Here is a 25,212-nt window from a genome sequence, read left to right as displayed (position 1 = left end):
GCGGACGGGGTTCTCCCATCCAAGCCAAGGCAGACAAAGCGGACCGAGGCCGGGCAAGGCCAAGGTTCATCGCCGCGAGACGGCATTGCATGGTTCCGGGGTCTCCACCGGCTGGTTCCATGGATTTGACGTCCCGCCTTTGTTTGACCGCGTGTTCGCGAGGCCGACCGCCCGCGTCCGCACCCTTGTGCGCGCCGAAAGGCGTGATGGAGAAACCACGATGGCCACCCAGCGCATCCTCGACTTCCTCGCCACCCGACGTCCGAACGGTCCCTGCCTCGTCGTCGACCTCGATGTCGTGCGCGACAATTTCCGCGCCTTCGAGAAGGCGTTGCCCGATTCCAGGATCTACTATGCGGTGAAAGCAAACCCGGCCCCGGAAATCCTGCGCCTCCTTGCTGCGATGGGCTCGTCCTTCGACACCGCATCGGTTGCCGAGGTCGAGATGGCGATGGATGCGGGTGCGCCCGCGGACCGCATTTCCTTCGGCAACACCATCAAGAAGGAACGTGACATCGCGCGCGCCTATCAGCTTGGCATTCGCCTGTTCGCAGTCGACTGCGTCGAGGAGGTCGAGAAGATCGCCCGCGTCGCGCCCGGCTCGCGCGTGTTCTGCCGCGTGCTCACCGACGGCGAAGGCGCCGAGTGGCCGCTGTCGCGCAAGTTCGGCTGCGTGCCGGCGATGGCCGTCGACGTGCTGCGTCATGCCAAGGGCCTCGGCCTCGACGCCTATGGCGTGTCGTTCCATGTCGGCTCGCAGCAGACGGACCTGTCGGCCTGGGACCGCGCGTTGGGCGACGCCAAGAAGGTGTTCGCGACGCTGGCCGAGGAGGGCATCGTCTTGAAGATGGTCAACATGGGCGGCGGTTTCCCGACCCGCTACCTGAAAGACGTGCCGGTGGCCCAGGCCTACGGCCAGGCGATCTTCTCGGCGCTGCGCAGGCATTTCGGCAACGCGCTGCCCGAGACGATCATCGAGCCGGGCCGCGGCATGGTCGGCAATGCCGGCGTCATCAAGTCGGAAGTCGTGCTGATCTCGAAGAAGGCCGATAACGACAATGTGCGCTGGGTGTTCCTCGACATCGGCAAGTTCGGCGGTCTCGCCGAGACCATGGACGAGGCGATCCGCTATCCGCTGGTCACCCGCCATGACGGCTCGGAGACCGCGCCTTGCGTGCTAGCCGGCCCGACCTGCGATTCGGCCGACGTGATGTACGAGAAGACGCCTTATCCGCTGCCCTTGTCGCTGACCATCGGCGACGAGGTGCTGATCGAAGGCACCGGAGCCTATACGACCACCTACTCGGCGGTCGCCTTCAATGGCTTCGAGCCTCTCCGATCCTACGTGATCTGACCGGTTCGCGAGGACCGTTCAGATCATCCGGCGCGGGCGATGACGTCGCCCGTCCGGGCTCGCTTGTGGAACAGATCTTCCGCTCGTGAAGGATCGCGGACATGGAATACCTGATCAAATCGGCCATTGCGGCCACCGAAGTCGCCCTTTCGTCCGGACCGCCGGCTGAGCTCTTCTCCGCGGGGGAGAATGGCTCGACGGCGGTGCTTGCGCCCACCCTTGCCCTCCGGGCACAGGCTGGCTCGCGTGGCGTGCCGGACGAGGGGGCCGCCCAGGCGCCGGCCTTCGTCATCCTTGGCGAAGGCGCGGGCGACGCCGCGGCGCGCGAAGCGCTGCTCGACCGCGCCATGGGACCGAAGCGCAAGAAGAAGTCGTCGGAGAAGCTGCGGCGCGGCCGCCGGCCCTCGGAAGGCCTGGCCTTCGTCGCCCGCGATCGTTCGGGCGCGGTCATCGGCTCGGTGCGGTTGTGGGATATAAGGTTAGGTGAGGGCGGTCCGGCGGCGCTTCTGCTCGGCCCGCTCGCGGTCGAGCCGGGATTGAAGAGCGGCGGCATCGGCTCGGCGCTGATGCGGCATGCGCTCGCCGAAGCCGCGCGGCTCGGCCATGGCGCGATCCTGCTCGTCGGCGATGCGCCCTATTACGGGCGGTTCGGCTTCTCAGCCGATCGTACCGGAACGCTCGCCATGCCCGGCCCCTATGAGCGGCACCGGCTTCTGGCGCTGGAGCTGAAGGACGGCGCGCTGGATGGCGCCAAGGGAACGATCAGGGCCGCAGGCCGCAAGATCAGGGGCGAAGCGTAGGGCTTGGTCGCCTGAGCGCCTGCTGTTCGACAAAAAGACGACGCCGCCGATGGGCGGCGTCGTTTTCTGCGAATGATCAGCCGAGCAGTTGGCTCAGCGCCATGGCGACCGTCATGTCGCCTTCGACCTTGAGCTTGCCCGCCATGAAGGCCATGGTCGGGTTGAGGTCGCCGGCAATCAGCGAATCCAGATCGTCGAGCGAGAGCTTGATCGTGCAGTCGGTCGGCGCGTCGGTGGTCGAGACAGTCGCGCCGTCGATGACGATGACGCCGTCGCTGCCGGTGTCGAACTTGACCGAATGCTCGAAGCCTGCGCTTGCCACGCGCGACTTGATCTTGTCGGCAATCTCCTGAACGCCCATGGCGGTTCTCCTCGTTGGTTGCGTTGACGCGCACCGGCCTGTCGAGCCGCTGGGCGAGGTAGACGCGCCGCGCCCGCGCGGCCGTCTGTCACCGGCATATAGCTTCGAGTTGACGTTAACGTCAACGCGGTCAGCCTGCGTCATATCGCTTGGAGAGCCGTGCCATCGCTCCGCCGGACGGCGACCAGGCCGTCAATGCTCCGGCGCCGCCTGGAAGGGCTTGGTCATCGCCGCCGCGGTCTCGCCAGCATTCCTGCGCCGGCGAAGCGCGTTGTCGCGTATATCGTCCTTGGAGAGGAAGTTCACCTGGTCGATCAGCACCTCGTGCACCAGATCGACGCCGATGCGGGTGTTGATTGTGTCGCGGATCGCTTTGCGGAAAGCGTCCAGATCGATCGAATCCTTCTTGGTGAAATCGATCTGCGGATTGGAATAGAGGTAGGAATAGACCTGGTCGGTTATCAGCGCCTGCGCCGGGACCGACAGCTTCTTCATCTGTTCCGGTTCCACCGTGTAGACGAGCCTGGTGAGGAAATAGCCGTCGATCCTGCCCTCGCGCAGCAGCGGCACCGAGATCGTGTCGGTCTTGACGTAGTCGAGGCCGCCCAGCATCGGCTTCGGCGGTTCGGCCGCGCCGCGCTCGCTGGCCGCCTGGAAGGAAAAGAAGACCGCGCCAAGCGTGGCGGCGCAGATCCACAAAGCGGCGGCGATGAATTTTATCACCGGGTCTGCCCTTGCGCCTCGATCATCCCTGTCAGGCTCGCGCCATTTGGAACTCGCCGACCGAATAGGTCCCGTCGGCATCGGCGCGCTGGATGGCGTTCCTCAGGAGCGTGGCGACCTCGTTGACGGCGTTGAGATGAGCGAGGATCGCCGCCTCGTTCTTCGCCAGCTTCTGGCGTAGCCGCAGCAGACCTTCGCGATGCTGCTCGAGGAATTCGATCTCGTTGGCGCCCTTGAGCGCCCGGTTCAACTCGTAGAGATAACGGCTCTTGCGCGCGTTCGAGGATTTGAGGTCATAGGCCGTTCCGCTACGGATGCCGGCGGTCTCCTCGTCCACGACTTCCTCGATGCGGCCGATGATGGCGGCGAGGTTGCCGGGTCGTGCCGCGGCGGGCGCTTCCATCGCGTTGGTCCGCGCGAGAAGGTTGGAAAGATCCGTTTGGTCGGCCATGTAGATCCCTAGATATTGATGTCCGTTTTTATGGTCGTGTCGTCGCCGGTCATCGACCGCGCGGCTTTGCGCTCAAGCTCCTCGAGCATCGAGGTCGAAAGCCGGGTCTGCTGGTCGATCTCGGCCTTCCGGGGTCCGCCGGCAACGGGGCCGACCGGGACCTTCTGCTTGCCGTCCAGATAATGATCGGCGAGCATGGATTTGGCGATGCCGATGCCGCCATGCGCGGCCATCACATCGGCGACCTTTTCGGCGAGCTGCGACTTCCACATGTCGCCGGCCAGGCCCTTGCCGTAGACGCCTTCGGTGTCCTTGGGCATCATGTTCTGGATGAAGGTCGTCAGCACCATCGCCTCGAAGCGCTGGAACTTCTTTGCCGGATTGGAGGCTTCCGCCTTGTCGGCCGCGGCGCGCGAGAGCACGGAGCCGGCGTCGACCGTCGCGGATGGATCGAGAGCGAAGGGTGCGGCGGCGCCGTTCGCCCTTCTCGCGAGCGCCGCGCGCGCGGCCTCCACGTCCGCCGGCTCCGCTGCGCGGGCAACGTCCATGACGATGTCGCTGGGTGGGGAAATGGCCAAGAAAGTCCGCCCTTTGCCGGTTTTGTCACCCGCACAATGACTGAACAAGCTTGTGGCAGGCTTGCGCGAACCGAGGTCCGACGGGGACCCTCGTCCGTAGCCGGCGAAGCGCCTCCTGCCGACTTGCATGAGGCCAGCATAGATAGCTGACCTCATAATCTCGACCGGCGGCCGCTACCCTTCGCCCTGGTCTTTTCTCTGGGAAATGAGATCGAGCCGTTCGCGGTCGGAACGCTCGCGCTCGTCGCGACGGCGGACGTCCCTGTAAGCGCGCTCGACCATGTTGGTGCGCGCCGTCGCGGTGGCGATCAGCGCGGCTTCCTGCTTGGCATCTTCCAGGTTCTGTCTCTGCCGGCCAAGCGCGTCGGTGATGCGGCGGTGGTAAAGCGCCGGGAAAAGGCCTGCCAGCGAACTGTCGGTGTCGAAACGCTCGATCAGTTCCCTGGCCTCCGACTCCGCCCTGGCCGCGACCGCGAGGAACCCGGCATGGCGGGTCTCGTGCAGCGCCTTCAACTGCTCCTGCACCTTGACCAGTTTCTTCAGGCGATCTTTCCGCGTGGTCATGGCACCTATCTCGCCAACGTCAGGTCGACGAATCCGTCGACGAACAGCGACAGGAAGGTGCCGACCGCGAAATAGAAGATGATCATGCCGCCGGCGATGACGAAGGGCAGCGAGATGAAGTAGACGGGGATCTGCGGTGTCAGCTTGTTGACGAAGCCGATCGTCAGATTGACCAGGATGGCATAGGCGACGAAAGGGCTGCCCAGCCGCACGACCAGGAAGAAGGCGTCCGATACCGTGTCGGTGACGTCGACCAGCGCCGCCTGCGGGTTGAAGAACACGTTGACCGGGGCAACCTGGTAGGAGGCGACCAGCGCCTTGACGATCTCGTGGTCGAAGTCGAAGACGAAGAGCAAAAGCAGCGCCGAGAACGAGATGAGGGCGGCAAGGGCTGCCTGCGGTTCCGGCTCCTCGATCGCCGGCCCGCCAGAGCCGCCATAGCCGATCAGCATGGCGATGGCCGAGCCCATGAAGCGCAGCGCCTCCATGTAGAGCCTGGTCATGGCGCCGATCAGACCCCCGACCAGCAGCTCGGAGACGATCATCGGCGCCAGGACCTGCGGGCGCGGATCGACGAATGGGTAGATGCGATCCCACAGGAAAGCGAGCAAGCCGCCGGTCGCCGCCACCGACACGAACAGCCTGATCTGCAGCGGCACGCGGGCGCTGGACAGGCCCGGCATCAGCATGAAGCAGGCGCCGATGCGGCAGAAGGCGAGGAAGGCGGCGATGACGACGCCTTGCGAGAGCGCGTTCACGAGATGGTCCCGAGCACCTTGATCTCGACGCCCTTGGCGATCTCGACATGGCTGAGAACGGGAAGCGTCGTGAACAGCCGCTCGATGATCATGCGCACATAGGGACGCGCGTCTGGCGCGGTCACGAGCACGAAGCGCTCGCCCGCCTCGAGGTGCTTGCGGATCGCCTTGGTGGCGTCCTGGCCGAATTCCTCGAGCTGGCGCGGGTCGATGTCGAACTCGCGCACCTCGCCCTTGGCGTCGCGCTTGAGGCTTTGGTGGAAGGCGAGGTCCCATCGGTTGCCGAGGCGCAGCACCTTGAGCGTGCCACCTTCGGACAGGTCGCCGCAGATCTGCTGCGCCATACGAATGCGCACATGCTCGACGATCTGCTCGGTGCGGCGCACATGCGGCGCGATCTCGGCGATCGCCTCGATGATCAGATGCAGGTTGCGGATCGAGACGCGCTCGGCAAGCAGCAGCTTCAGCACCGCTTGCAGGCCGGGATAGGAGATATGCGACGTGCAGATCTCGTCGGCGAGCTTGCGGTATTCCGGGTCGAGCCGCTCAAGCAGCGCCTTCATGTCCTTGTAGGACAGAAGCTGCGGCAGGTTGTTGCGGATCACCTCGGAAAGGTGTGTGAGCAGCACCGACATGTTGTCGGCGAAGGTGTAGTTCTCGCGCTTGAGATCCTCAGCGAAAGTTTCCAGCACGGAATAGGCGCGCATGCCGAAGGCCGGCTCGCGGATTTCCTCGCCTGGAATTTCAGGCACGCCGCGCGTGCCGAGCAGCACCATGATCTCGCCGACGCGCATCTGGTATTCGGCGACCACCGTGCCGTGCACCTTGATCTGGTAGCTCTTCGGCGGGATGGCGAAGTCGTCGGCGACGCGCACTTCCGGCACCACGAAGCCGTATTGCTGGGCGAATTTCTTGCGCATCTTCGACATGCGGAACACCAGTTCCTGGTGCGCCACCATCAGCCTGGTCGAAAGCTGCTTGCCGATCAGAAGCTCGATCTCGGCGGTGACAAGTGAGGCCTTTACCGAGTTCTTCTCCTCCTCGACCTTGTTCGCTTTCTCTTGCGTCTTCAAGGCTTCGGCGGCGACAAGGGCGCGGTTGTGGCGCAGCGGGATGATGTAGCCGAGGCCGGCCATGCCGCCAGCGAGCGCGAAGAAAGGGAAGAGCGGCAGGCCGGGCATCAGGCCGAGGATGACGAGCAGCGAGGCGGCGACATAGAGCGCGCGCGGATGCGCGCCGAGCTGGCCGAACACCGCCTGGTTGGCCGAGCCGCGCGTGCCGCCCTTGGAGACGAGCATGCCGGCGGCGAGCGAGACGATAAGCGCCGGGATCTGTGTGACGAGACCGTCGCCCACCGACAGCTTGATGAAGACGTCGGCAGCCTGGCCGAGACCCATGCCGTGGCGAAGGTAGCCGATGGCGATGCCGCCGACGATGTTGATGGCGGTGATGATCAGGCCCGCGATGGCGTCGCCGCGCACGAATTTCGAGGCGCCGTCCATCGAGCCGAAGAAAGAGGATTCCTCCTCCAGTTCGCGGCGGCGCAGCTGCGCCGTCTTGTCGTCGATCATGCCGGCTGAGAGGTCGGCGTCGATCGACATCTGCTTGCCGGGGATGGCATCGAGGGTAAAGCGTGCGCCGACTTCGGCGATGCGGGTGGCGCCCTTGGTGATGACGATGAAGTTCACCACGATCAGGATCATGAAGACGATGAGACCGATGACGAAGTCGCTCGACATCACCAGCTTGGAGAAGCCCGAGATAACGTATCCTGCGGCATGCGTGCCCTCATTGCCGTGCGACAGGATCATGCGCGTGGTGGCGATGTTGAGCGACAGCCGCAGCATCGTGGCAATCAGCAGCACGGTCGGGAAGGACGAGAAGTCGAGCGGCCGCTGGATCCACAGCGCCACCATCAGGATCAGCACCGAAAGCGCGATCGAGAAGGCAAGGCCGATATCGATGAGGAAGGCCGGGATCGGCAGGAACAGCACAGCCAATATGAAGACGATGCCCAGCGCGAAGAACACGTCGCGGCCGTTCTTCGCCACCATGCCGGACGGTAGTGTTTCGCTGATCGCCATCTCGTTCCCAAGTCAACAGCTGCCGCGCGCAGGGCAGTCCTTCGACCGTAACCTTCCAAGCTTGCGCGAAGGTGGGAGAGTGGCTAGCGATCTTGCCACGGTCTTGTGAAAGGAAGGCAGATGCTCTTGGTCATCGGCACGATCCGGCTGCCGCCGGATAGGCTCGAACAGGCAAAGCCCGTGATGCAACGCATGATCCAGGCGAGCCGCGTCGAGCCGGGCTGCCTCGGCTATTCCTACGCGCAGGATGTGCTGGATGCCGGGCTCATCCATATCTCGGAAGCCTGGAGCGACCGTGCCGCGCTCGAAGCGCATTTCAAGTCGGCGCATATCGCTGACTGGCGAGCGAGCTGGGCGAACCTCGAAATCGGCGACCGCAAGCTCACGCTTTATACAACGGATGGCGGCGCGCCGACCTGACAGCGTCCACTTTCAAGTCTCAGTCGCATCCGCGGTCGCGACGGCGACCAGCCAGCGCCGCACGGTGCGTTCTTGCTCGCCGGAGAGACCGGCGGTGAGATCGCCCTCAAGCTTGTAGACACGTTCCCGGCATTTCTTCAGCAGGGCGCGGCCGCTGTCCGAGAGGTCGAGATGCTGGATGCGGCCGTGGACTGCATGCGGCCGACGCACGAGAGACCCGGCCTTCTCCAGATTGCCGACGATCACGCTCACCGTCTGCGGCGTCAGCACGGCCAGTCGGGCCAGATCGGCATTGGACAGGCCGGGATAGGCCGAGATCATGGTGAGAGCCGCGAACTGCGCCTGCGTCACGCCGAACTCATCCAGCGCTCGCTCCACCTTCAGGCGGTAGGCGCCGGCCGCCTGGCGCAGCAGATAGCCGAGATAACCTTCCTCGCCTCGCTTGCCCTCACCGACGGTCGGTATGGATGGATTCCCCTTGCGCATAATATCAGAGCTCTTATATGTTGTTCGTACACTGATATTACCTCAACTGGGAGCCAAAGACGATGGGCTATCGTGTTTTTCTTGCGGGCGCCTCGGGCGCGATCGGCCGCCGGCTGGTGCCGCAGCTTGTGGCGGCCGGATATGAGGTGACGGCGACGACGCGCCAGATGGCAAAAGCCGAAGACCTTCGCGCGCTCGGCGCTGATCCTGTGGTGGTCGATGTGTTCGATGCGAACGGGTTGCGCGCGGCTGTCTTGGCGGCAAAGCCGGAGATCGTCATCCATCAGCTCACGGACCTGCCGGCCGGGCTCGATCCGTCGAAGATGACCGAGGCAATCGCTCGCAACGCCCGCATCCGCGATGAAGGAACCCGCAACCTCGTCGAGGCGGCGAAGGCGACCGCGGCGAGGCGGCTGATCGCCCAAAGCATAGCCTGGGCCTACGCGCCGGGACCCGAGCCGCATGCCGAGACAGATCCGCTCGACAGTGGCGCTGAAGGCGGCCGGGCTGTCAGCGTCGGCGGCGTCATCGCGCTGGAGAAGCACGTGCTCGGCGCCTCGCCAATGACCGGCATCGTGCTGCGCTATGGCCATCTCTATGGCCCAGGCACCGGCGCGCAAGCCGCGGCGGATCCGGCGGTGCATGTCGACGCCGCCGCTTACGCGGCGCTCCTTGCCGTCGAGCGTGGAACGCAAGGCGCCTTCAATGTCGCCGAGCCGAACGGTCATATCACAACCGATAGGGCCGTCCACGAGCTCGGCTGGCACGCCGGCTTTCGCCTGGCCGAGTAAGCGAGGGAGTTGCCGTCATGATCGAAGACGTTTCCTCACGCGGCCTTGCGCTGGTCGGCGTGGCCGCCATTGCTGGGGGGCTGCTTGGCATGGCCGCAGTCCCGAGCAACAGGGCAGCCACAATGACGGGCGGAATCGGTGCGCATGTTCACATGATGGGGGCCGATGCCGGGGAGGGCGCGACGGTGCGACCGACCACCACGGTGAAGCCGCTCTCCTGCGAAAAGCTGCCGAATGTGCCTGGGCATTCGATCACCACGGCGCTGGTCGAATTCCCGCCCAATGCCTATACGCCGCGACATCGCCATCCCGGCTCCGTCACGGCCTTCGTCATCAAGGGGGCGCTGCGTTCGCAGATGGAAGGAGGGCCTGCCATCACTTACACAGAGGGCCAGACCTGGTTCGAGGCGCCGGGCGCCATCCATTCTTTCGCCGAGAACGCCAGCGCCTCCGAGCCGGCCGAGCTGCTGGCGGTCTTCGTCGCGGAGGACGAGTGCGGACGCCTCACTATCCCTGTACCTGACTAAGTCTATATCCTTGGTCTCGCGCCAAATCTTGCTTAAGGCTAATTTGTGTAACGCCAAAATGGCGCCACAAGCGGTCGGCATTGCGATTGCCACGCAGAGCCGCCGCGCGTATCAGGCACGGCAGTTTTAATCTTTCGCACACGGCGAGCCCTCCGTTGCCTGCCAGAAACGATCCGCAAGTTTACGCCCGGCGGCTTCGCGCGGTGCTGATCAGCTCGATTCCCGTGCTCGAGGCGCGCGGCATCGTGATCGTGCTGATGGCCGGCATGGTCGGCGTCATCGCGGGCGCGCTGGTCACCGGCATGAGCGCGCTGGTTCAAGGCATGCATTACCTGCTTTTCGACGTGCAGCCGGGCGGCCGGCTTTCGGCGATGTTCTCGCTCGCCGATCCGGTGCAGGCGATGTTCCCGGCCATCGGCGGCCTGCTGCTCGGCCTTTCCGTCATCTGGCTGCGGAAGCGCAAGTTCCGCACGCCGGTCGACCCGATCGAGGCCAACGCGCTCTATGGCGGGCGCATGTCGCTCACCGACACTTTCATCATCGTGGCGCAGACGATGATTTCCAGCGGCTTCGGCGCATCGGTCGGACTGGAAGCCGGCTATACGCAGATCGGCTCGGGTTTCGCCTCGCGGCTGGCACGCGCCTTCCATTTGCGCCGCAACGACGTCCGCATCCTGGTCGGCTGCGGCGCGGCCGGCGCGATCGCCGCCGCCTTCGACGCGCCGTTGACCGGCGCCTTCTACGGGTTCGAGCTGGTCATCGGCATCTACTCCGTCGCCAATGTGGCGCCGGTGATGACGGCGGCCATCGCCGCTTCGCTGACCGCGGAAATGTTCGGCGGCGTGCCGTTCCCGCTGGAACTGTCAGGTCTGCCGAATCTGACGGCCAGCGAATACGTGCCGTTCATGCTGCTCGGACTGCTCGGCGGGGCAGCCTCGATCGCGATTATGCATCTGGTGAGCATTGTCGAGCGAATTTTCGTGCGTCTGTCGATAGATGCGTCGGTCCGGCCCTTTATCGGCGGCATCTTCGTCGGCCTGCTCGGGCTGGTCACGCCGCAGGTGCTCTCCAGCGGCCATGGCGCGCTGCACCGCGAGTTCGCCATGAACTACGCGCTGCCGGTGGTGGCGAGCGTCTTCGTGATGAAGCTGGCCGCCTCCGCCATCTCGCTCGGCTCCGGCTTCCGCGGCGGCCTGTTCTTCGCCTCGCTGTTCCTCGGAGCCTTGCTGGGCAAGGTGTTTGCCGGCGTCATGGCGCTGACCGCGCCATCCGTCGGCATCGATCCGGCGGTCGCCGCAGTCGTCGGCATGACCTCGCTTGCGGTCGGCGTCGTCGGCGGCCCGCTGACCATGACGTTCCTGGCGCTGGAATCCACACGCGACCTGACCCTCACCGGCGTGGTTCTGGCCGCCTCGATCATGTCGGCGATCCTGGTGCGCGAGACCTTCGGCTACTCGTTCTCGACCTGGCGTTTCCACCTCCGCGGCGAGACGATTCGCAGCGCCCATGACGTCGGCTGGATGCGCAGCCTCACCGTCGGCTCGATGATGCGCAAGGATGTCCGCACCATCCCCTCCTCGACCACGCTCTCAGAGTTCCGCAGGGAGATCCCACTCGGCTCCGCCCAGCGCGTCATCGCCGTCGAGCATGAAGACCAATATGTCGGCATGCTGCTGGTGCCGGAACTGCACAGCGACCTTTCCGACGGCGCCACGCCGGTAAGCGCGCTCGCCCGGTTCAAGGACGCGGTGCTCGTGCCCTCGATGAACGTGCAGACCGCCGCCGAGACTTTTCAGCGCACCGGGGCCGAAGAACTGGCGGTGGTCGAGGACTTCGACGAGCGCATCGTTCTCGGCCTGCTCACGGAAAGCCATCTGATGCGCCGCTACGCCGAGGAACTCGACAAGGCGCGGCGGGATCTGGCCGGCGAAGGTTGACCCGATCGCCAGCCCGGCCAATAACACGCTCACCACTCCCGGAAGCCAGCCCATGCAAGTCAAGCGCAACGGCGATATCTCGTTCTGGTATGCGGATCTGGGTGCCATCCCCACGCCGCGACCGCCCTTGCCGGGCGACATCGAGGCGGATGTCGCTATCGTTGGCGCCGGCTATACCGGGCTGTGGACCGCCTATTACCTGAAGAAGGCGAAGCCATCGCTGCGCATTGTGCTGCTGGAACGGGAGTTCGCCGGATTCGGCGCATCGGGGCGCAATGGCGGCTGGCTGTCGGGCGGCTTCGGCTGGTCGCGTGAGAAGTACCTGAAGACGTCAACGCGGCAAGGCGTCACCGCGATGCAGAAGGCGATGGCCGGCTGCGTCGATGAGGTGATCCGGGTTGCGACGGAAGAGGGCATCGACGCGGATATCCGCCGGGTCGACAATCTGACGGTGGCCACCAATCCAGCGCAGTTGGAGCGTGTGCGCGAGGAATGCGAGACGATCCGCTCCTGGGATGCCGATCCCCAACGTATCGAGCCGCTCGACGCCGAGGCGACGCGGGCGCGCATCAACATCAAGAATGTCTTGGGCGGGTTCGTCATTCACGGCCAGGCGCGCGTGCAGCCCGCCAAGCTGGTGCGCGGGCTGGCCGCGGCGGTCGAGCATCTTGGGGTTTCGATCTACGAGAAGACAACGGTGACCGGCATTGCCAAGGGCGCCGTGAGCACGAACCGCGGCACGGTGCGAGCCGAGACCATCATCCGCGCCACGGAAGGGTTCACCGCCGGCATCCCCGGAGAAGAGCGGACCTGGCTGGCGCTCAACAGCGCGCAGATCGTCACCGAGCCGCTGACGGAAGAGCTCTGGCACAAGATTGGCTGGGAGGGGCATGAACTGCTCGGCAATGCCGCGCATGCCTATTGCTATGCCCAGCGCACGCGCGAGGGGCGCATCACCATGGGCGGGCGCGGCGTGCCCTACCGTTATGGCTCGCGCACCGACGTCAACGGGCAGACGCAGCAGGCGACGATCGACCAATTGCATGCAATCCTGACGACGCTCCTGCCGCAAACCGCCGGATGCCGCATCGACCATGCCTGGTGCGGCGTGCTTGGCGTGCCGCGCGACTGGTGCACGACGGTCGGCCTCGATCCCAAAACGCGTATCGGTTGGGCCGGAGGCTATGTCGGGCTCGGCGTGTCGAGCTCGAACCTCTCCGGGCGCACGCTGACCGATCTCGTGCTCGGCCAAGATAGCGAACTCACGCGGTTGCCCTGGGTCAATCGCAAGGTGCGGCCGTGGGAGCCGGAGCCGTTCCGCTGGCTGGGCGTCCACTCGATGTACCAGCTCTATCGGATTGCCGATAACCGCGAGGCGGCCGGGCTCGCGCACACCTCGAAGCTTGCGGCCCTGGCCGACAGCATCACAGGCCACTGATTGTGGAGACCGGTGTGATCGATAGCCGGACGGAGCATCGTTGTCGCCATCCGGGAACGCACGCCCGGCCGCTCGCCTGAAGCGCCGCGCGCTTTCGGCGACATGCCGTCAATGATCGATCGGTCCTTTGGGGGAGACGAGCGTCGTGCCGGCGGTGGTCGGCCGCTCGATCATGCGGCGCACCCGCGGGGGGTTCTCGCCGCTGTGCAGCGCGCGGATGCGTTCGCCGACCACGGCGTCGGCATGGGTGGCGCGCCGGTTGTGGCGGATGTACTCGACCCAGGTCGGCGTGTGGTAATGCTCGATCCAAACGGACGGATTCTCGAGATCCCGCGCGAGCGTCCAGTTGCGGGCGCCGTCCCGGCGGCGGATGCGGCCGCGCTCGGCCATGGTCGCCAGGAATTCCGGCACGTCATCCTCGCGAATGATGTATTCGATCATGATGGCGATCGGGCCGCTGCGCGGCTTCAGGTCGAGCGCCAGCATTGGCTCCTTGAAGCGGTTGAGCGGATCGAGGTTGAGCACTGTCTGGCGCGGCAGCGGCAGCACGAAGCCGATGGCGCCGCCGGCGAGCATCGCGATTGCCGCCGCGATCAGCGCGGTCTCCGCGCCATGCGCGTCGGCGACGACACCCCATATCCAGCTGCCCAGCGCAATGCCGCCGAAGGTCGCCGTCTGGTAGATCGAAAGTACGCGGCCGACCACCCAGCGCGGCGTCGACATCTGCACGGTAACGTTGAAGTGCGACAGCGCGATCACCCAGCAGCCGCCTCCGATAAGAAGGCCCGCCGACGTCTGCCAGGCATTGTGGCTGATGGCGGCGTTGAAGGCGCAAAGCGCGAAGCCGGCAAACGCCATGCGCACCATCGCCTCGCTGGACAGCAACTGCCTGAGCCGCACGCTGATCAGCGCGCCGCCGACCGCGCCGATGCCGAAGGCGCCGAGCATGATGCCATAGGTCAGCGCATCGCCCTTGACGACATCGCGCGCCACCAGCGGCAACAGTGCCAGCACCGCGCCGGCGCTGAAGCCGAAGGCCGAGCCGCGGACCAGCACCTTGGCGATGTTGGGCGACATGGCGACATAGCGCAGGCCAGCGCCCATCGCCGCGCCCAGCGACTCGCGCGGCAGGGTCTGATCGGACAGCGCCGGCTTCCAGCGGGCGAGCACGACGATCAGGCCGATATAGCTGACGGCATTGGCGGCGAAGGCGGCCGCGGCGCCGGCCGCCGCGACGATGACGCCGCCAATGGCCGGGCCAACGCTGCGGGTGATGTTGAAGCCCAGCGAATTGAGCGCGACCGCCGCCGGCACCTTGGCGCGGGGCACCATGTCGCCGACCGAAGCCTGCCATGACGGGCTGTTCAGCGCCGTGCCGCTGTCGATCAGGAAGGTGAAGGCAAGCAGCGTCCACGGCGTCATCCAGCCTTGCCAGGTGAACAAGGTCAGCAGCGCCGAGACGACCAGCATGAAGGTCTGCGCGACCAGCATCACCTTGCGGCGGTTGAAGCTGTCCGCGATGGCGCCGGCAACGAGCGCGAACAGCATGATCGGCAAGGTGGTCGAGGCCTGGACCAGCGCCACCTGATAGGACGAGGTGGCGATCGTGGTCATCATCCAGGCGGCGCCCACGCCCTGGATCAGGCCGCCAAAATTCGACACCAGGCTGGCCGCCCAGACGGCGCGGAAGATGCCGTGCCGGAACGGCGCCAGCGCGGAGACGCGTTCGCTTTCCGGCTCGTCGTCGATCATGGTTGCGCCTTTGTCCGCTGCACAAGGCTTGCCGCGCCCGAACGGGCCGGCAACTCGCCAAAGATGCGACCCAACAATAGGATGGCAAAGGCGAAAATGCGTCGGCGAAGCTTTAAACCAAGCATCTTGCCGGTCTGGACCAACTTCTGGCTATTTCGCGTTTCTCGTTTCGGCACGCAGGGCCTCGGTCAGGCCGCCTGTCGTCTCGCCATTCATATAAAGCCTGAGCAGCATTTCCATGCCGACGAGACGCAGGCGCGACGTTTCCTGGCTCCTTGCCATGTCGATCAGGTCGTCCAGTTCGCAGGACGACCATTTCATCGCGTCGCGCAGCAGACCGCCGCGCAGCATCCCTTGCGTGCCGGCCGTGAAAGCGTCCGCCATGTCGAAGCCGACCTTTGCCGCACGGATGTTTTCTGGCGGCAGATGGTGTTCGGCGACCTTCTTCAGCAGCCACTTGCCGGTGCCGTCGCGATATTTCTGCCTGCGCGGCAGATGCAGGGCGAAGTCGATGAGCCGGTTCTCGAGGAACGGCACCCTGAGCTCGACGGAAGCCGCCATGCTCAACCGGTCGTGCCGATGCAGCAGATCCTGCAGGTGCGAATAAAGGTCGTAGAAGCAGCTTGCGAGAAAGGCACGATCATCGAGCGGCTCGAGGCCTTCCAGCCTGTCGAACAGCTTTATCTGCAGGAAATTGAGCTCTGGCGACAGTGCCCTGAGCGCCATGCTGCGCTCCGCGGGCGAGCCGCGGCCGATCGAGTTGCGGAACGGGGCGCGGCGCAAATCAGCGAATTTCCGGTCGCGCGTGGTCTTCGAGCGGAACAGGCGCTGCAGCCAGGACTGGCGCCAGAGCCTCATCGTCGATGCCTGCCATTTGTAGCCGCCGAAAAGCTCGTCCGAGCCCTCGCCGGTGAGCAGCACCTTGACGCCGTCGGCGCGGCATTGCTCGGCAAGCGCCAGCAGCGCGGCGTGGCTGGCATGCCAGCCATCGGTTTCGAGATGCCAGATCGCACGTGGCCACAGCTCGAGGAACCGGTCTCGGTCGAGGGGCACCCGGCGCAGCCCGACACCGACATGGCGGCCGGTACGCTCGGCATCCTGCGCCTCGCTGTGGCCGAGCTTCGGGTCGACGACGTAGCCGTGCAGCTCCGGCCTGAAGCGTTTGGCGAGCGCGGTGATCAGGCCGGAATCGATGCCGCCGCTGCAGGCGGTGGCGAGGCTGGCGTCGGCGATGCAGTGCAGTTCAACGCTTTCCTCGAGCAATTTCTGAAGTGTCGCGGCGTGTTCAGCGTCGGACGTCCTGTCGCCGGCGATGCGGAATGTGTCGATCACGTCGAGGACGTGCCAGAATCGATGCTTCTCGATACCCTCTCCGTTGATCTTCCAAAGGCCCGCCGGCGGCAGCCGCTCGATCCCTTCGAAGACGCTGTAGCTGGAATCGCGGCTCTGCCAGGCCAGCCGCAGCGTCAGTTCGCGCGTGTCGATCCGGCGGGCAAAATCATGACAGGCGAGGATCGCCTTGTCCTCGGAGGCGAACAAGACGCGGTCGCCGGTTTCGGCGACCGACATCGGCTTGATGCCCAGCCTGTCACGGGCTAGCCAAAAGGCGGTGTCGCGGGCGTCGAAATAGGCGAAGGAGAACATGCCGTCGAACAGCGGCACCGCTTTTCGCGGCCCCCAGTGATGCAGGGCCTGAAGCACCACTTCGGTATCGGACACCGTGCGGAAAGTCAGGCCCTCCGCCTCCAGTGTCGCGCGTAGCGCGCGAAAATTATAGACCTCGCCATTGTAGCACAGCACGCCGTCACCGGACGCGGTCAGCATCGGCTCGCGCGCGGCCGGCGATGGGTCGATGATGCTCAGCCGGCGATGGCCGAGCGCCAGGCGGGCGTCGTTCCATTTGCCGTGATCGTCGGGACCGCGATGCGCCAATGCCTGCATCATGCGTACGACATCGGAAAGATCGCCGGTGCTGATCGGATCGCGCTTTCGCCAGACGCCGGCTATTCCGCACATGGCCTGCCGTCCGCTCCTGCCTGATGCATCGCTTCCTGACAATCACCCAACCAAGGCGTCGGCAAATACCGGCGCGCCTGCAATCTAGCTGCAACAAACGCAGCCGCAAGCGATCTTCCGGCTTGCATGAATGCCGTCCGACGATTGACGCCGCCCCGCTTCAGAAACCGTGCTCGATGCGCTCGAAGATGACGTTGGTGAAGGCCGAGATCTGGCCGCCGATGAATGGACCGGTCAGCGCCACCACGAGCATGATGGCGACAATCTTCGGCACGAAGGTCAGCGTGATTTCCTGGATCTGGGTCAGCGCTTGGATCAGCGCGATGCCGATGCCGACGACCATTGCCACCAGCACGACGGGGGCGGAAGCGGTGAGAACCGTCCACACCGCGTACTGGACGATATCGAGGGCGTCGGCCTCGTTCATTGGTTGCGACTCGAGCGAAACCGGTCAGGAGGCCGGCTTGATCGAGACGCCCGCGCCGACGGGGACCTTGGTGCCGTCCTGCAGCACCGCGATCAGGCCGCTGCTTGAGAGCGTCACCGAAGCCACCGTTCCGGTGGTCTTGCCGTCAGCCGAGGTGATCGAGCGGCCGATCAGCGCGTCGGCCTGCGACAATGCCGAAGACTGCATGATCTGGTCGAGCTTGGTGTTGGTCTGCACCGACTGTTCGACCTGGGAGAAGGTGGCGAGCTGCGCGACATATTGCGTCGAATCCATCGGCTTGGTCGGATCCTGGTTCTTCATCTCGGCGATCAGGAGCTTCAGGAACGACTGGTAGTCCACCGCCGTCTTCGAGGTTTGCTGGCTGGCCTGGTTGGCGCCAACCGGGATAGTTGTCGTCATGTCGACGGCCATCTTATGCTCCTACAGCCAATGCGCGTGGCGTTTCGGGAATGTCGTCATTGTCTTCGAGCGCCTTGCGCTCGAGCGGATAGAGCGCGCGGATCGCCTTCAGCGCCTCATAGATATCGCCCTCTCCGACCATGCGGTCGATCTGCTTCAGCCCCTTGCAGATTTCCTGGTTGTCGAAGCTTGCGATCAGCATCGGCAGCGAGCGGCGGAACATGTCGCGCGCGTCCGCGGCGCCCGCCGGGTTGATCAGCATGATCTGGACGATGAAATAGAGCTGCCGGAGCGGCGTGGAGGCCTGGTCGGCCTGGATGACATGGCTTTCCAGCAGGAACTGCACATCGTTCATCAGCTCGATGGTGACCTTGCGGTCGACGCGGACAACCGCGCCGTTGATATAGATCTTCTCGTTCGGCTTCAGCGATATTTTCAGCGTGTTGCTCATTGGATGCCGTCTCGGATGATCTGAGAGACCTCGATCAAGCCTTCGAAATTGTTGGTGCGGCCCTGGCGGATGTCTTCCGTCTCACGCAGCAGCCACAGACCGATGGAGATGAGGTTGGCGCGCAGTTCCTTGGGCAGGGCATTGTCGCTGGAGCCGAGATCCTCGACGAAAGCAGTCCAGACGCGGTTGGTGAAGTGCAGCGCCTCGACCGCTTGCATAGAATCGGCGCCGGCCGCCGCTGCCGCTGCCAGCATGTCTATCGAGCGGGTGAGCAACTGTCGCTCCCGATCCTTGGCGTCAGCGACGGAATCGGTCTGGATGTCGGCGTAGGAGAATTGATACATCGTCAGCGCTCGGGCGTTCCGGTGTGGGTTGTCAGGTCAGATATTTGAGCAGGCTGAGCTGCTGCAGACGCGCGGTTAAGGCGAAGGACGTCTCGATATGCTGCGTCAGGTCGGCGACGCGGGTGGCGGCTGCCGCGGGATCAACACCTTCGAGGTCGACGATATGTTTCTCGAAGAGATCGACCTGGGTCTTCATGCGATCGCTGGCGTCGGAGACGCGCTGCTGGGCGAGGCCCGTTTCGGCACGCACCTGTGTGATGCCGCCGATGGCCTCGCCGACGAGCGTCTGCGCCCGGCTGACGATCGCGTTCTGCGCGGCCTCGCTGATGGTGCCTGTTAGCAGGCCGCTGACCATGGCGGCCGCCATGGCGAGCTTGCGGACGCCCGGTTCGTTGGCGCTGACCGAGGTCTGTGTGGTTTCGTTGAGCGAGATGCGGCTGGTGATCTGCCCGTCGGTGGCGCTCGACCAGTTGGCCTGCCAGCCGGAGCCGAGGAATTGCGGCTCGACCTGGGTGGTGATGAAGTCGTTCATCTGCGCGGCGGTGATGTTGGCTGCCGCCGGATCGGTCTGGGCAAAACCGAAATAGCTCGAGAAGGCGGCATCGAACGCAGCCTTCGCCGGCGAGCCGGCGGCGTTGAAATCGTCGATGGGTTTTACATCGGTATTGGTGCCGGCAAACAGATATTCGCCGTTAACGCTGGTGTTGAGGATGCCCGTCATCTGCTGCAGCGCCGAGGCGCCGGCGGTCCGCAGGATGCTGGTCGAGGAGTCGCCTGAAATTCCGCTGGTCAGCGCAGACAGGAAGCTCTGCGCGGCATCGGCGACCTGGCCGAGCGAATTCTGGGTCGATGTCAGGCGCGCGGAGACGAGTGCGTTGGAATCGACGATGCCATTCAGCCGGTCGAGATCGCGCTGGAAGGTGACAGCCTGGGTTGTGCGGCTGCCGAGCGCCAGGCCGACATCGGCGACCGTGCCGGTCTGTGATTCCTTCGTCGCCTTGACGAGGTCGGCCTGCATCCTTGCCTGCTGGTAACGCAGCGCGTTGGAAATGGCAGCCGATGAAACGCCTGTCGCCTTCATGAATTACCCCGCCGCGCTCATCAGTGCGTCCAGCATATCGCTCACGGTCTTCATCATATGCGCCGAGGCCTGGTAGGTGTGCTCGAGGTCGAGAAGCAGGGACATCTCCTGGTCGACATTGACCCCGGTGTCGTTGGACAGCGCCTCGGCCGTGCGCGCGGCCAGCGCCTGCTTGCTGTCGGCATTGGTCGAAGCCTGCTGGCGCACGCCCTCGAACCAGCCGATGGCATTGGCCGCATAGTCGGAGACGCCGGAGCTGACAGTGATGCCGGCCGAGGCATCGAAGGCCATCGGCTGATCCAGCTTGTTGGAGTAGCCGATCAGCAGATCCGAATAGGAGGCGCCGCCGCTGGTGTTGGCTACATAGGCCGCGCCGTTGGCGCCGCCGTCGCGCAGCAGGGCCGGATTGCCGCCGGCGCTCGAATCAAAAGCCGCGTTGACGCCGATCGAACCGGCGAGGCCGTCGACCAGGGTGCCGGCGGCCGGGATCGCCGGCGCGCCGGACCAGGTGAACAGGCCGGTCGCGTTAGGCTGCGACGACGAGGTTTCGGCAAATGCCGTGATAAGGCCGCGCGCGATCTCGTCGAGCTGGCTCTGCATCGTCGAAGCGACGCCGTCGCGCAGCTTCAAGAGGCCCGCCAGCTTGCCGTCGGCGGCGGTGTTGTCGCCGGTGCCCGCTGAAACCGGCACATTGTCGATGTAGACTGTGTTGCCGGGCGTGCCGGCCGTGTAGCCCGCCGACGGCGTGAAGGTCACCGAGCGCGGCACCGTCTCGAACAATGTCGTGCCATCCTTGGTGGTGATGACCATGTCGTTGTCGCCACGTGTGAAGGTCGAGACCGGGACGTATTCGGCTATCTTCTTGAGGATTGCATCGCGCTGGTCGAGCGCGTCGGACACGTCCGTGCCTGATCGGGTGCCCGAGATGACGGCCTTGTTGGCGTCCTGGAACTGGCTGAGCAGCGAGTTGAGGTCGTCGACGGCCGTGGCAATCTGGCTGTCCGCCTGGGTCCGGGAGTCCTGGATCGCCTTGGTGCCGCTGTTCAGCGAATTCACCACCTGCTTGGCGGCGTCGACGACGCTGGTGCCGAGGTTCTGGTTCGACGGCGTGGTGGCGTAGAGTTGCAGGGCCTTCTGCAAGTTGGCGATCGCCGTCGAAGGGGACGACGCGTTGTCGACCCCGTTGACCGACAGATCCAGCTGATCCATGCCGTTGTAAAGCGCGCTCTGGCCGCTCCATGCCGACCGCGCCGACAGGTTCTGCCGAAACAGGAGCTCGTTCGTGGCACGCTGGATCTCCACCGCCCTCGCGCCGGGCGCCGTGCTGGTCACCACTGCGATGCGGCGGGTGTAGTCCGGGTTCGACGCATCGGCCACATTGCGCGACACGACGCTGGTTTGCTTGGACGTAGCCAGGAGCGCCGACTGGGCAATGCTTAGTGCGGAGGAAAGCGACATGCTGATCTTTCACGGGCCGCGCCCGTCGTTTATCTCTTCAAGTTGACGAGGACGTCCATCAGGTCCGAACCGGTCTGGAAGACCTTGGAATTGGCGGTGTAGCTGCGCTGCGCCGCAATCATGTTGGTCAGTTCCTCGGCGATATCGACATTGGAGTTCTCGAGCGCGCCGGAGACGATGGAGCCGAGCTTGCCCTCATTGGCAAAGCCGATGTGGACGGCGCCGGAATCGGTGCTCTGCACGTAGACGTTGCCAGGCATGGCCGTCAGGTTGTCCGGGCTCTGCACGTCGGCCAGCGGTATCTTGTAAAGCGCCTTGGTCGAGCCGTCCTCGAATTGCGCGTAGATGACGCCGTCCTGTCCGATCTGGACCTTCTGGATGGAACTTGGCGCATTGCCGTTGACCTTGGCGTCGGCGACGCTGAAGCCGGTCCCGAGCTGGGTCACCTTGGAGAGATCGAGGTTCAGGGTCGAACCGCCCGGCACTGTGAAGGAGACGCCTGTGGTCGCGCCTGTGAGCTTGCCTGTGGTGGTATCGAAGGTGAGGTTGGCCGTACCCAGCGCGCCGCCGGCATAGGGGAAGGAGGTGCCCGGGGTCGCCTTCGACTGGTCGAAGACAGAGACTTCCCAGGTGCCGGCGCCGGTGTTGGTGAAATAGACGTCGAGCAGCTTCTTGTTGCCGAGATTGTCGTAGGCAACCAGCGAGGTTTTCGATGTGTACTCCGAAGAAGCGCTGTTGGCAGAGGGCAGGCTGCCGGCCGCGACCGGAGTGGCGCCTGCCGGCAGGTTGCCGCTGAAGATGCCTTCCGTGCTCGGCGTCGCCGTCATTTCCTGGTCGGAGATCTGGACCGGCACGAGACCTTCGAAGCCGTTGGCGGTCGCCGCCGGCTCGCCATTGGCGTAGCTGTAGGCCATGAGCTGGTAGCCCGCGGCATTGACCAGCCGGCCTTGAGCATCAGGGACGAAGGAACCGGCGCGGGTGAGGTAGGGCGTGCCGCTGGCGTCCTGGACGACGAAGAAGCCATCGCCGTTGACGGCAAGATCCGACACCGAGGTGGTGTAGGTCATGACGCCTTGCGTGCTGATGGCCGAGCGGATCGTGGTTGTCACGCCGCCGGAATTATAGGCACCCCCGGTGCCAGGCATTATCAAGGACGAGAACTCGGCCGAAGAGCGCTTGTAGCCGGTGGTGTCGGAGTTGGCGATGTTGTCGGCCACCGCGGAGAGGCGGTTGGCCTGCGCGTTCATACCGGAAACGCCGGTCCGCATCATTCCGTAGAGGCTCATCGATGGATCTCCGCAGTGCCTGGGTAGGAGGCCGTGAAAGTATGCCTCTTGTCTTGCGCGAGGCTGGCGCGGGACGGGCCTTCGGAGGCCATCAAAACACCAGCCGGTAGCCGAGGAACCTCTTGGAATCGATCGGGTCGTGGCCGAGCTTCTCGCGCAGCTTCTTGCGCAGCTTCGAGATGTGGCTCTCCACCACGTTTTCCTCGACCTCCTCGTCGAAGATGCCGTAGATGGCGTTGAAGACCTGCGTCTTGGTCACCCGCCGGCCGCGGTTGCTGGCCAGATACTCCAGGATACGCCGCTCCCGACGGGGCAGCGGCAGCGGCTCGCCGTCGATCTCCGGATCGCGGCCGTCCATGAAGATGCGCATCGAGCCGACCTCGGTGTAGGCGGCCTCTTCGGAGCCGCGGCGGCGGATGGCGGTGATGCGAGCGAGAATCTCGCGGATGTGGACAGGCTTGCGCACGACATCGTCGACGCCGCTTTCGAAGAGCCGCAGCGTATGTTCGAGCGAGTGATGTTCGCTGAGCGCGATCACCGGCGCGCCGGTGCGGTCACGGATTTGCCGCGGCGATATCGCCCCGTCGCGGCAGTCGCCGATGAGGAAAGCCCTGACGGATCTGAGATCGGTGTCGGCGGCGGAACTGACCCACTCGCCGAATTCGCCCGGCGCGAAGCCGGCGGTGGCCACCCCCTCGCGATCGAAAAGTGAGGAGTAGCCCTCTGTCACGAGCTCTCGCTCGTCAACGATCACGATCATCGGCCCGCCCTCCGAATCAAATCACTTGCCCCGTGTGGAAAGGGGTACCCGGCTCGGCGAATCGTGGAAAACCATCATTTCTTGTAGCTATTTTCTTGGGAGTTTTTTTAGGAGCCGTAATAAAAGCGGCCTTGCGGGTGTATTCGCGCCAGCTGTCGGAGGACGAATATTGGCGCGATGGGCGGGCGGGCAGGACGGATCAACAGGCCGGACAAAGCAACTACTGATTGCAGAATGTGTTGGCATTCGGGGTCCATTTGCCGAAGCCGGTGGCGACCATGTTGGCGATGACGCGACAGACATAGACCTTCTGCGCAGGATCGTTATCGGGGCCGGCATGATAGCGGGCGACGGCCATTGACCACGTCATATGCCTTGCGTGCAGGCTCGCCAGGAAGCGTGCGGCATAGTCGACGTTCTGATGCGGGTCGAGCATGTCGTCGACGCTGCGGAAATGATCGCCATGATAGTGGTGGTTGATCTGCATGCAGCCGAGGTCGATCAAGGACTTGCCCTCGCGGCGGGCATTCTCGAATTCGGCGAGCGCCTCACCGCGGCTGCGTGGAAATACAGCCTTTCCTTCTATATTCAAGGCGTTAGGCTGAAGACTGCCCTTCTTTCCGGTCTCGGTCAGGCCCACCGCATAGAGAATGCCAGCCGGAATGCCATAGCGGTCGGCGGCGCGCAGAATCTCCGGCTCGCAGGGGTTGGCGGCGGCGTTGGCGGCGAGGACGGCTGAGCTAGATATACAGATTGTCGTCAGCGCGCTCGCGAGGAGGCGACGCAGCACGACCGAATTCCTGTGCGCCATTGCCATCGTTCCTTCCTGGTTGCCGGCCACCGTCCCCGCCGTTGGCGCCCGAGTTCCCGGGCTGGAACGAGGGCTGGTCGCGGCCCGTCGACGTCGGCATGGCGCCGTTCGCGTCGGCGCGGCTGGCCGTGTGCGCTGCTATCGAGGGTTGCAGAATGGTGACCTTGTCGACATCGAAGCCAAGGCCGCGCATGGACTTGACGATGGCATCGCTGTCGGTGGTGAGACGGCGATACGCCTCGTGCGTCTCGGGCTTCAACTCAATCGAAAGTTCCTCGCCCGAGAGCCTGAGGCTGGCGGTGACCGCTCCGAGCTCCGAAGGGTGAAGCTCGATCTTGAGCACATGTGTCGGAACGGCAACAGAATTGGTCGTCTGCGAGCCTGAAGACGCGCTTGCAGAGGCCCGCTGGACGCCATTGTCGGAGACAAGCGCCTCAACCAGCGCCGATGTGGTCTGGCTGATCGGGTTTTGCGCGGGCGCCGGGAAGCTCTGCAGGCTGACGACTTCCATGCGTGCGGCGGAAGAAGACGGTTTGGCCTGTGTCTGCTGCGTGGTCGACTGAGACTGTTGCGAGACCTTCGAGGCGGAAGCCGGCCGCCAGCCTTGCGGCGGCACCGGGCTGTCGGCCAGCGGTTCGTTCCCCTGCGTCGGTAAGATTTTGGTTTCGTTGCGGCCCGGCATGTCTAGTGCAATGTCCGCCTTGACCGGCTTCTGCCCGAAGTCGGGCCCGGAAGCTTCAGCAGCCGCCGAACGGGCGGATCGCGACTGCGGCTCGACGGAATTGTCAACCGCCGCGCGCTTGCCCGGGCGCGGCCGCAATTCCAGCGCTGCGTGCCCGCCGGCGCCATCTTCGCCGGCGGCGGAGTCTTTGCCGCCCGTGCCCGACGATTGCGCGAAGTGCTTCATGTCGCTCAGCGCCATCAGCAACGGCAAACGGTCCTGCAGCGGTCGGGGATCGTTGGCTTGCGCGGTGGCCTGCTTGTCCTCTGTCGGCTTCGACTGATCGGCCTCAGTCGTGGCCTTCGCGGATTTTCCCGCGGCTGCTTTCTGCGACCCGGTTTTCCCCTGACGGTCCTGGTCCGGCTCCCGCGTGCCATTGTCGGCCAACGGAAGCCTCGCCGGATGCGGGTCCG

Annotated in this window: 27 protein-coding genes; 7 read left to right on the top strand and 20 right to left on the bottom strand. The window is 64.8% G+C overall.

Annotated features, from left to right (window positions below; all coding sequences use genetic code 11):
* Window positions 1-220: 220 nt before the first annotated feature.
* Complete coding sequence (gene odc2 / locus ACR64R_RS16480) at window positions 221-1,354, top strand: ornithine/lysine decarboxylase (RefSeq protein WP_487357403.1); 1,134 nt, start codon at window positions 221-223, stop codon at window positions 1,352-1,354.
* A 251-nt stretch (window positions 1,355-1,605) separates the two neighbouring features.
* Window positions 1,606-2,154 (top strand): GNAT family N-acetyltransferase, encoded by a 549-nt coding sequence (locus tag ACR64R_RS16475; RefSeq protein ID WP_487362462.1) that lies wholly within the window; start codon window positions 1,606-1,608, stop codon window positions 2,152-2,154.
* A gap of 76 nt (window positions 2,155-2,230) precedes the next feature.
* Here the strand turns inward: ACR64R_RS16475 and ACR64R_RS16470 are convergent, their stop codons facing one another.
* From ACR64R_RS16470 to flhA, 7 genes are all read right to left on the bottom strand, one after another.
* Window positions 2,231-2,515 carry an SCP2 sterol-binding domain-containing protein gene (locus ACR64R_RS16470; protein ID WP_040990022.1) on the bottom strand — a complete coding sequence of 95 codons (285 nt, stop codon included), beginning with the start codon at window positions 2,513-2,515 and terminating at the stop codon, window positions 2,231-2,233.
* Between the two features lie 192 nt (window positions 2,516-2,707).
* A complete protein-coding gene (locus tag ACR64R_RS16465) occupies window positions 2,708-3,238 on the bottom strand; it encodes a hypothetical protein (RefSeq protein WP_487357402.1) in 531 nt (176 codons plus the stop codon).
* Window positions 3,239-3,269: 31 nt separating this feature from the next.
* On the bottom strand, window positions 3,270-3,689 hold the full coding sequence (locus ACR64R_RS16460; RefSeq protein ID WP_487357401.1) for a hypothetical protein: 420 nt from the start codon (window positions 3,687-3,689) through the stop codon (window positions 3,270-3,272).
* Window positions 3,690-3,697: 8 nt separating this feature from the next.
* Entirely contained in the window at window positions 3,698-4,267 is a 570-nt protein-coding gene (locus ACR64R_RS16455) for a rod-binding protein (protein ID WP_487357400.1), read from the bottom strand.
* A 174-nt stretch (window positions 4,268-4,441) separates the two neighbouring features.
* Window positions 4,442-4,831, bottom strand: a complete 390-nt coding sequence (locus ACR64R_RS16450) for a hypothetical protein (RefSeq protein ID WP_487357399.1) — start codon at window positions 4,829-4,831, stop codon at window positions 4,442-4,444.
* Between the two features lie 5 nt (window positions 4,832-4,836).
* Window positions 4,837-5,589: a flagellar biosynthetic protein FliR gene (fliR, locus tag ACR64R_RS16445; protein ID WP_487357398.1), complete on the bottom strand. Its 753-nt coding sequence runs from the start codon at window positions 5,587-5,589 to the stop codon at window positions 4,837-4,839.
* Entirely contained in the window at window positions 5,586-7,673 is a 2,088-nt protein-coding gene (gene flhA / locus ACR64R_RS16440) for a flagellar biosynthesis protein FlhA (RefSeq protein WP_487357397.1), read from the bottom strand. Before flhA ends, fliR begins: the two co-directional genes overlap by 4 nt.
* Window positions 7,674-7,793: 120 nt before the next feature.
* Here flhA and ACR64R_RS16435 point away from each other — a divergent pair, with 120 nt between their 5' ends.
* Window positions 7,794-8,093 carry a putative quinol monooxygenase gene (locus ACR64R_RS16435; RefSeq protein ID WP_487357396.1) on the top strand — a complete coding sequence of 100 codons (300 nt, stop codon included), beginning with the start codon at window positions 7,794-7,796 and terminating at the stop codon, window positions 8,091-8,093.
* A 12-nt stretch (window positions 8,094-8,105) separates the two neighbouring features.
* Here ACR64R_RS16435 and ACR64R_RS16430 read toward each other — a convergent pair whose 3' ends face one another.
* A complete protein-coding gene (locus ACR64R_RS16430; protein ID WP_487357395.1) occupies window positions 8,106-8,579 on the bottom strand; it encodes a MarR family winged helix-turn-helix transcriptional regulator in 474 nt (157 codons plus the stop codon).
* A gap of 62 nt (window positions 8,580-8,641) precedes the next feature.
* On the opposite strand from ACR64R_RS16430, the gene ACR64R_RS16425 reads away from it, so the two are divergent.
* The 4 genes from ACR64R_RS16425 (at window position 8,642) to ACR64R_RS16410 (ending at window position 13,272) form a co-directional block, all read left to right on the top strand.
* Window positions 8,642-9,370 carry an NAD-dependent epimerase/dehydratase family protein gene (locus tag ACR64R_RS16425; protein ID WP_487357394.1) on the top strand — a complete coding sequence of 243 codons (729 nt, stop codon included), beginning with the start codon at window positions 8,642-8,644 and terminating at the stop codon, window positions 9,368-9,370.
* A gap of 17 nt (window positions 9,371-9,387) precedes the next feature.
* Complete coding sequence (locus ACR64R_RS16420) at window positions 9,388-9,897, top strand: cupin domain-containing protein (RefSeq protein ID WP_487357393.1); 510 nt, start codon at window positions 9,388-9,390, stop codon at window positions 9,895-9,897.
* Window positions 9,898-10,052: 155 nt separating this feature from the next.
* Window positions 10,053-11,834 (top strand): chloride channel protein, encoded by a 1,782-nt coding sequence (locus ACR64R_RS16415; protein WP_487357392.1) that lies wholly within the window; start codon window positions 10,053-10,055, stop codon window positions 11,832-11,834.
* Window positions 11,835-11,886: 52 nt separating this feature from the next.
* Complete coding sequence (locus tag ACR64R_RS16410; RefSeq protein ID WP_487357391.1) at window positions 11,887-13,272, top strand: NAD(P)/FAD-dependent oxidoreductase; 1,386 nt, start codon at window positions 11,887-11,889, stop codon at window positions 13,270-13,272.
* Window positions 13,273-13,380: 108 nt separating this feature from the next.
* On the opposite strand, the gene ACR64R_RS16405 is transcribed toward ACR64R_RS16410, so the two are convergent.
* The 12 genes from ACR64R_RS16405 to fliK form a co-directional block, all read right to left on the bottom strand.
* On the bottom strand, window positions 13,381-15,024 hold the full coding sequence (locus ACR64R_RS16405) for an MFS transporter (RefSeq protein WP_487357390.1): 1,644 nt from the start codon (window positions 15,022-15,024) through the stop codon (window positions 13,381-13,383).
* A gap of 150 nt (window positions 15,025-15,174) precedes the next feature.
* A complete protein-coding gene (asnB, locus tag ACR64R_RS16400) occupies window positions 15,175-17,040 on the bottom strand; it encodes an asparagine synthase (glutamine-hydrolyzing) (RefSeq protein WP_487357389.1) in 1,866 nt (621 codons plus the stop codon).
* 160 nt (window positions 17,041-17,200) lie between these two features.
* Window positions 17,201-17,467 carry a flagellar biosynthesis protein FliQ gene (fliQ, locus tag ACR64R_RS16395; RefSeq protein WP_095766361.1) on the bottom strand — a complete coding sequence of 89 codons (267 nt, stop codon included), beginning with the start codon at window positions 17,465-17,467 and terminating at the stop codon, window positions 17,201-17,203.
* Between the two features lie 24 nt (window positions 17,468-17,491).
* Window positions 17,492-17,899 (bottom strand): flagellar hook assembly protein FlgD, encoded by a 408-nt coding sequence (gene flgD, locus ACR64R_RS16390; RefSeq protein WP_487357388.1) that lies wholly within the window; start codon window positions 17,897-17,899, stop codon window positions 17,492-17,494.
* Between the two features lies 1 nt (window position 17,900).
* Complete coding sequence (flbT, locus tag ACR64R_RS16385) at window positions 17,901-18,338, bottom strand: flagellar biosynthesis repressor FlbT (RefSeq protein ID WP_487357387.1); 438 nt, start codon at window positions 18,336-18,338, stop codon at window positions 17,901-17,903.
* Window positions 18,335-18,682: a flagellar biosynthesis regulator FlaF gene (gene flaF / locus ACR64R_RS16380; RefSeq protein ID WP_487357386.1), complete on the bottom strand. Its 348-nt coding sequence runs from the start codon at window positions 18,680-18,682 to the stop codon at window positions 18,335-18,337. The genes flbT and flaF overlap by 4 nt, the downstream gene beginning before the upstream one ends.
* A gap of 31 nt (window positions 18,683-18,713) precedes the next feature.
* Window positions 18,714-19,763, bottom strand: a complete 1,050-nt coding sequence (locus ACR64R_RS16375) for a flagellar hook-associated family protein (protein ID WP_487357385.1) — start codon at window positions 19,761-19,763, stop codon at window positions 18,714-18,716.
* A gap of 3 nt (window positions 19,764-19,766) precedes the next feature.
* On the bottom strand, window positions 19,767-21,221 hold the full coding sequence (gene flgK, locus ACR64R_RS16370) for a flagellar hook-associated protein FlgK (RefSeq protein ID WP_487357384.1): 1,455 nt from the start codon (window positions 21,219-21,221) through the stop codon (window positions 19,767-19,769).
* Between the two features lie 29 nt (window positions 21,222-21,250).
* The gene (locus tag ACR64R_RS16365) at window positions 21,251-22,507 is read right to left on the bottom strand and encodes a flagellar hook protein FlgE (RefSeq protein WP_487357383.1); all 1,257 of its coding nucleotides are present in this window, start codon (window positions 22,505-22,507) and stop codon (window positions 21,251-21,253) included.
* A gap of 91 nt (window positions 22,508-22,598) precedes the next feature.
* Window positions 22,599-23,267 (bottom strand): response regulator transcription factor, encoded by a 669-nt coding sequence (locus ACR64R_RS16360; RefSeq protein ID WP_487357382.1) that lies wholly within the window; start codon window positions 23,265-23,267, stop codon window positions 22,599-22,601.
* Window positions 23,268-23,487: 220 nt separating this feature from the next.
* Window positions 23,488-24,057 (bottom strand): transglycosylase SLT domain-containing protein, encoded by a 570-nt coding sequence (locus tag ACR64R_RS16355; RefSeq protein WP_487357381.1) that lies wholly within the window; start codon window positions 24,055-24,057, stop codon window positions 23,488-23,490.
* A complete protein-coding gene (gene fliK / locus ACR64R_RS16350) occupies window positions 24,008-25,186 on the bottom strand; it encodes a flagellar hook-length control protein FliK (protein ID WP_487357380.1) in 1,179 nt (392 codons plus the stop codon). Before fliK ends, ACR64R_RS16355 begins: the two co-directional genes overlap by 50 nt.
* Between the last annotated feature and the right edge of the window lie 26 nt (window positions 25,187-25,212).

The organism is Mesorhizobium sp. MC2-1-1, from assembly GCF_057597255.1.
This window is presented reverse-complemented; position numbering and strand designations above follow the sequence as displayed.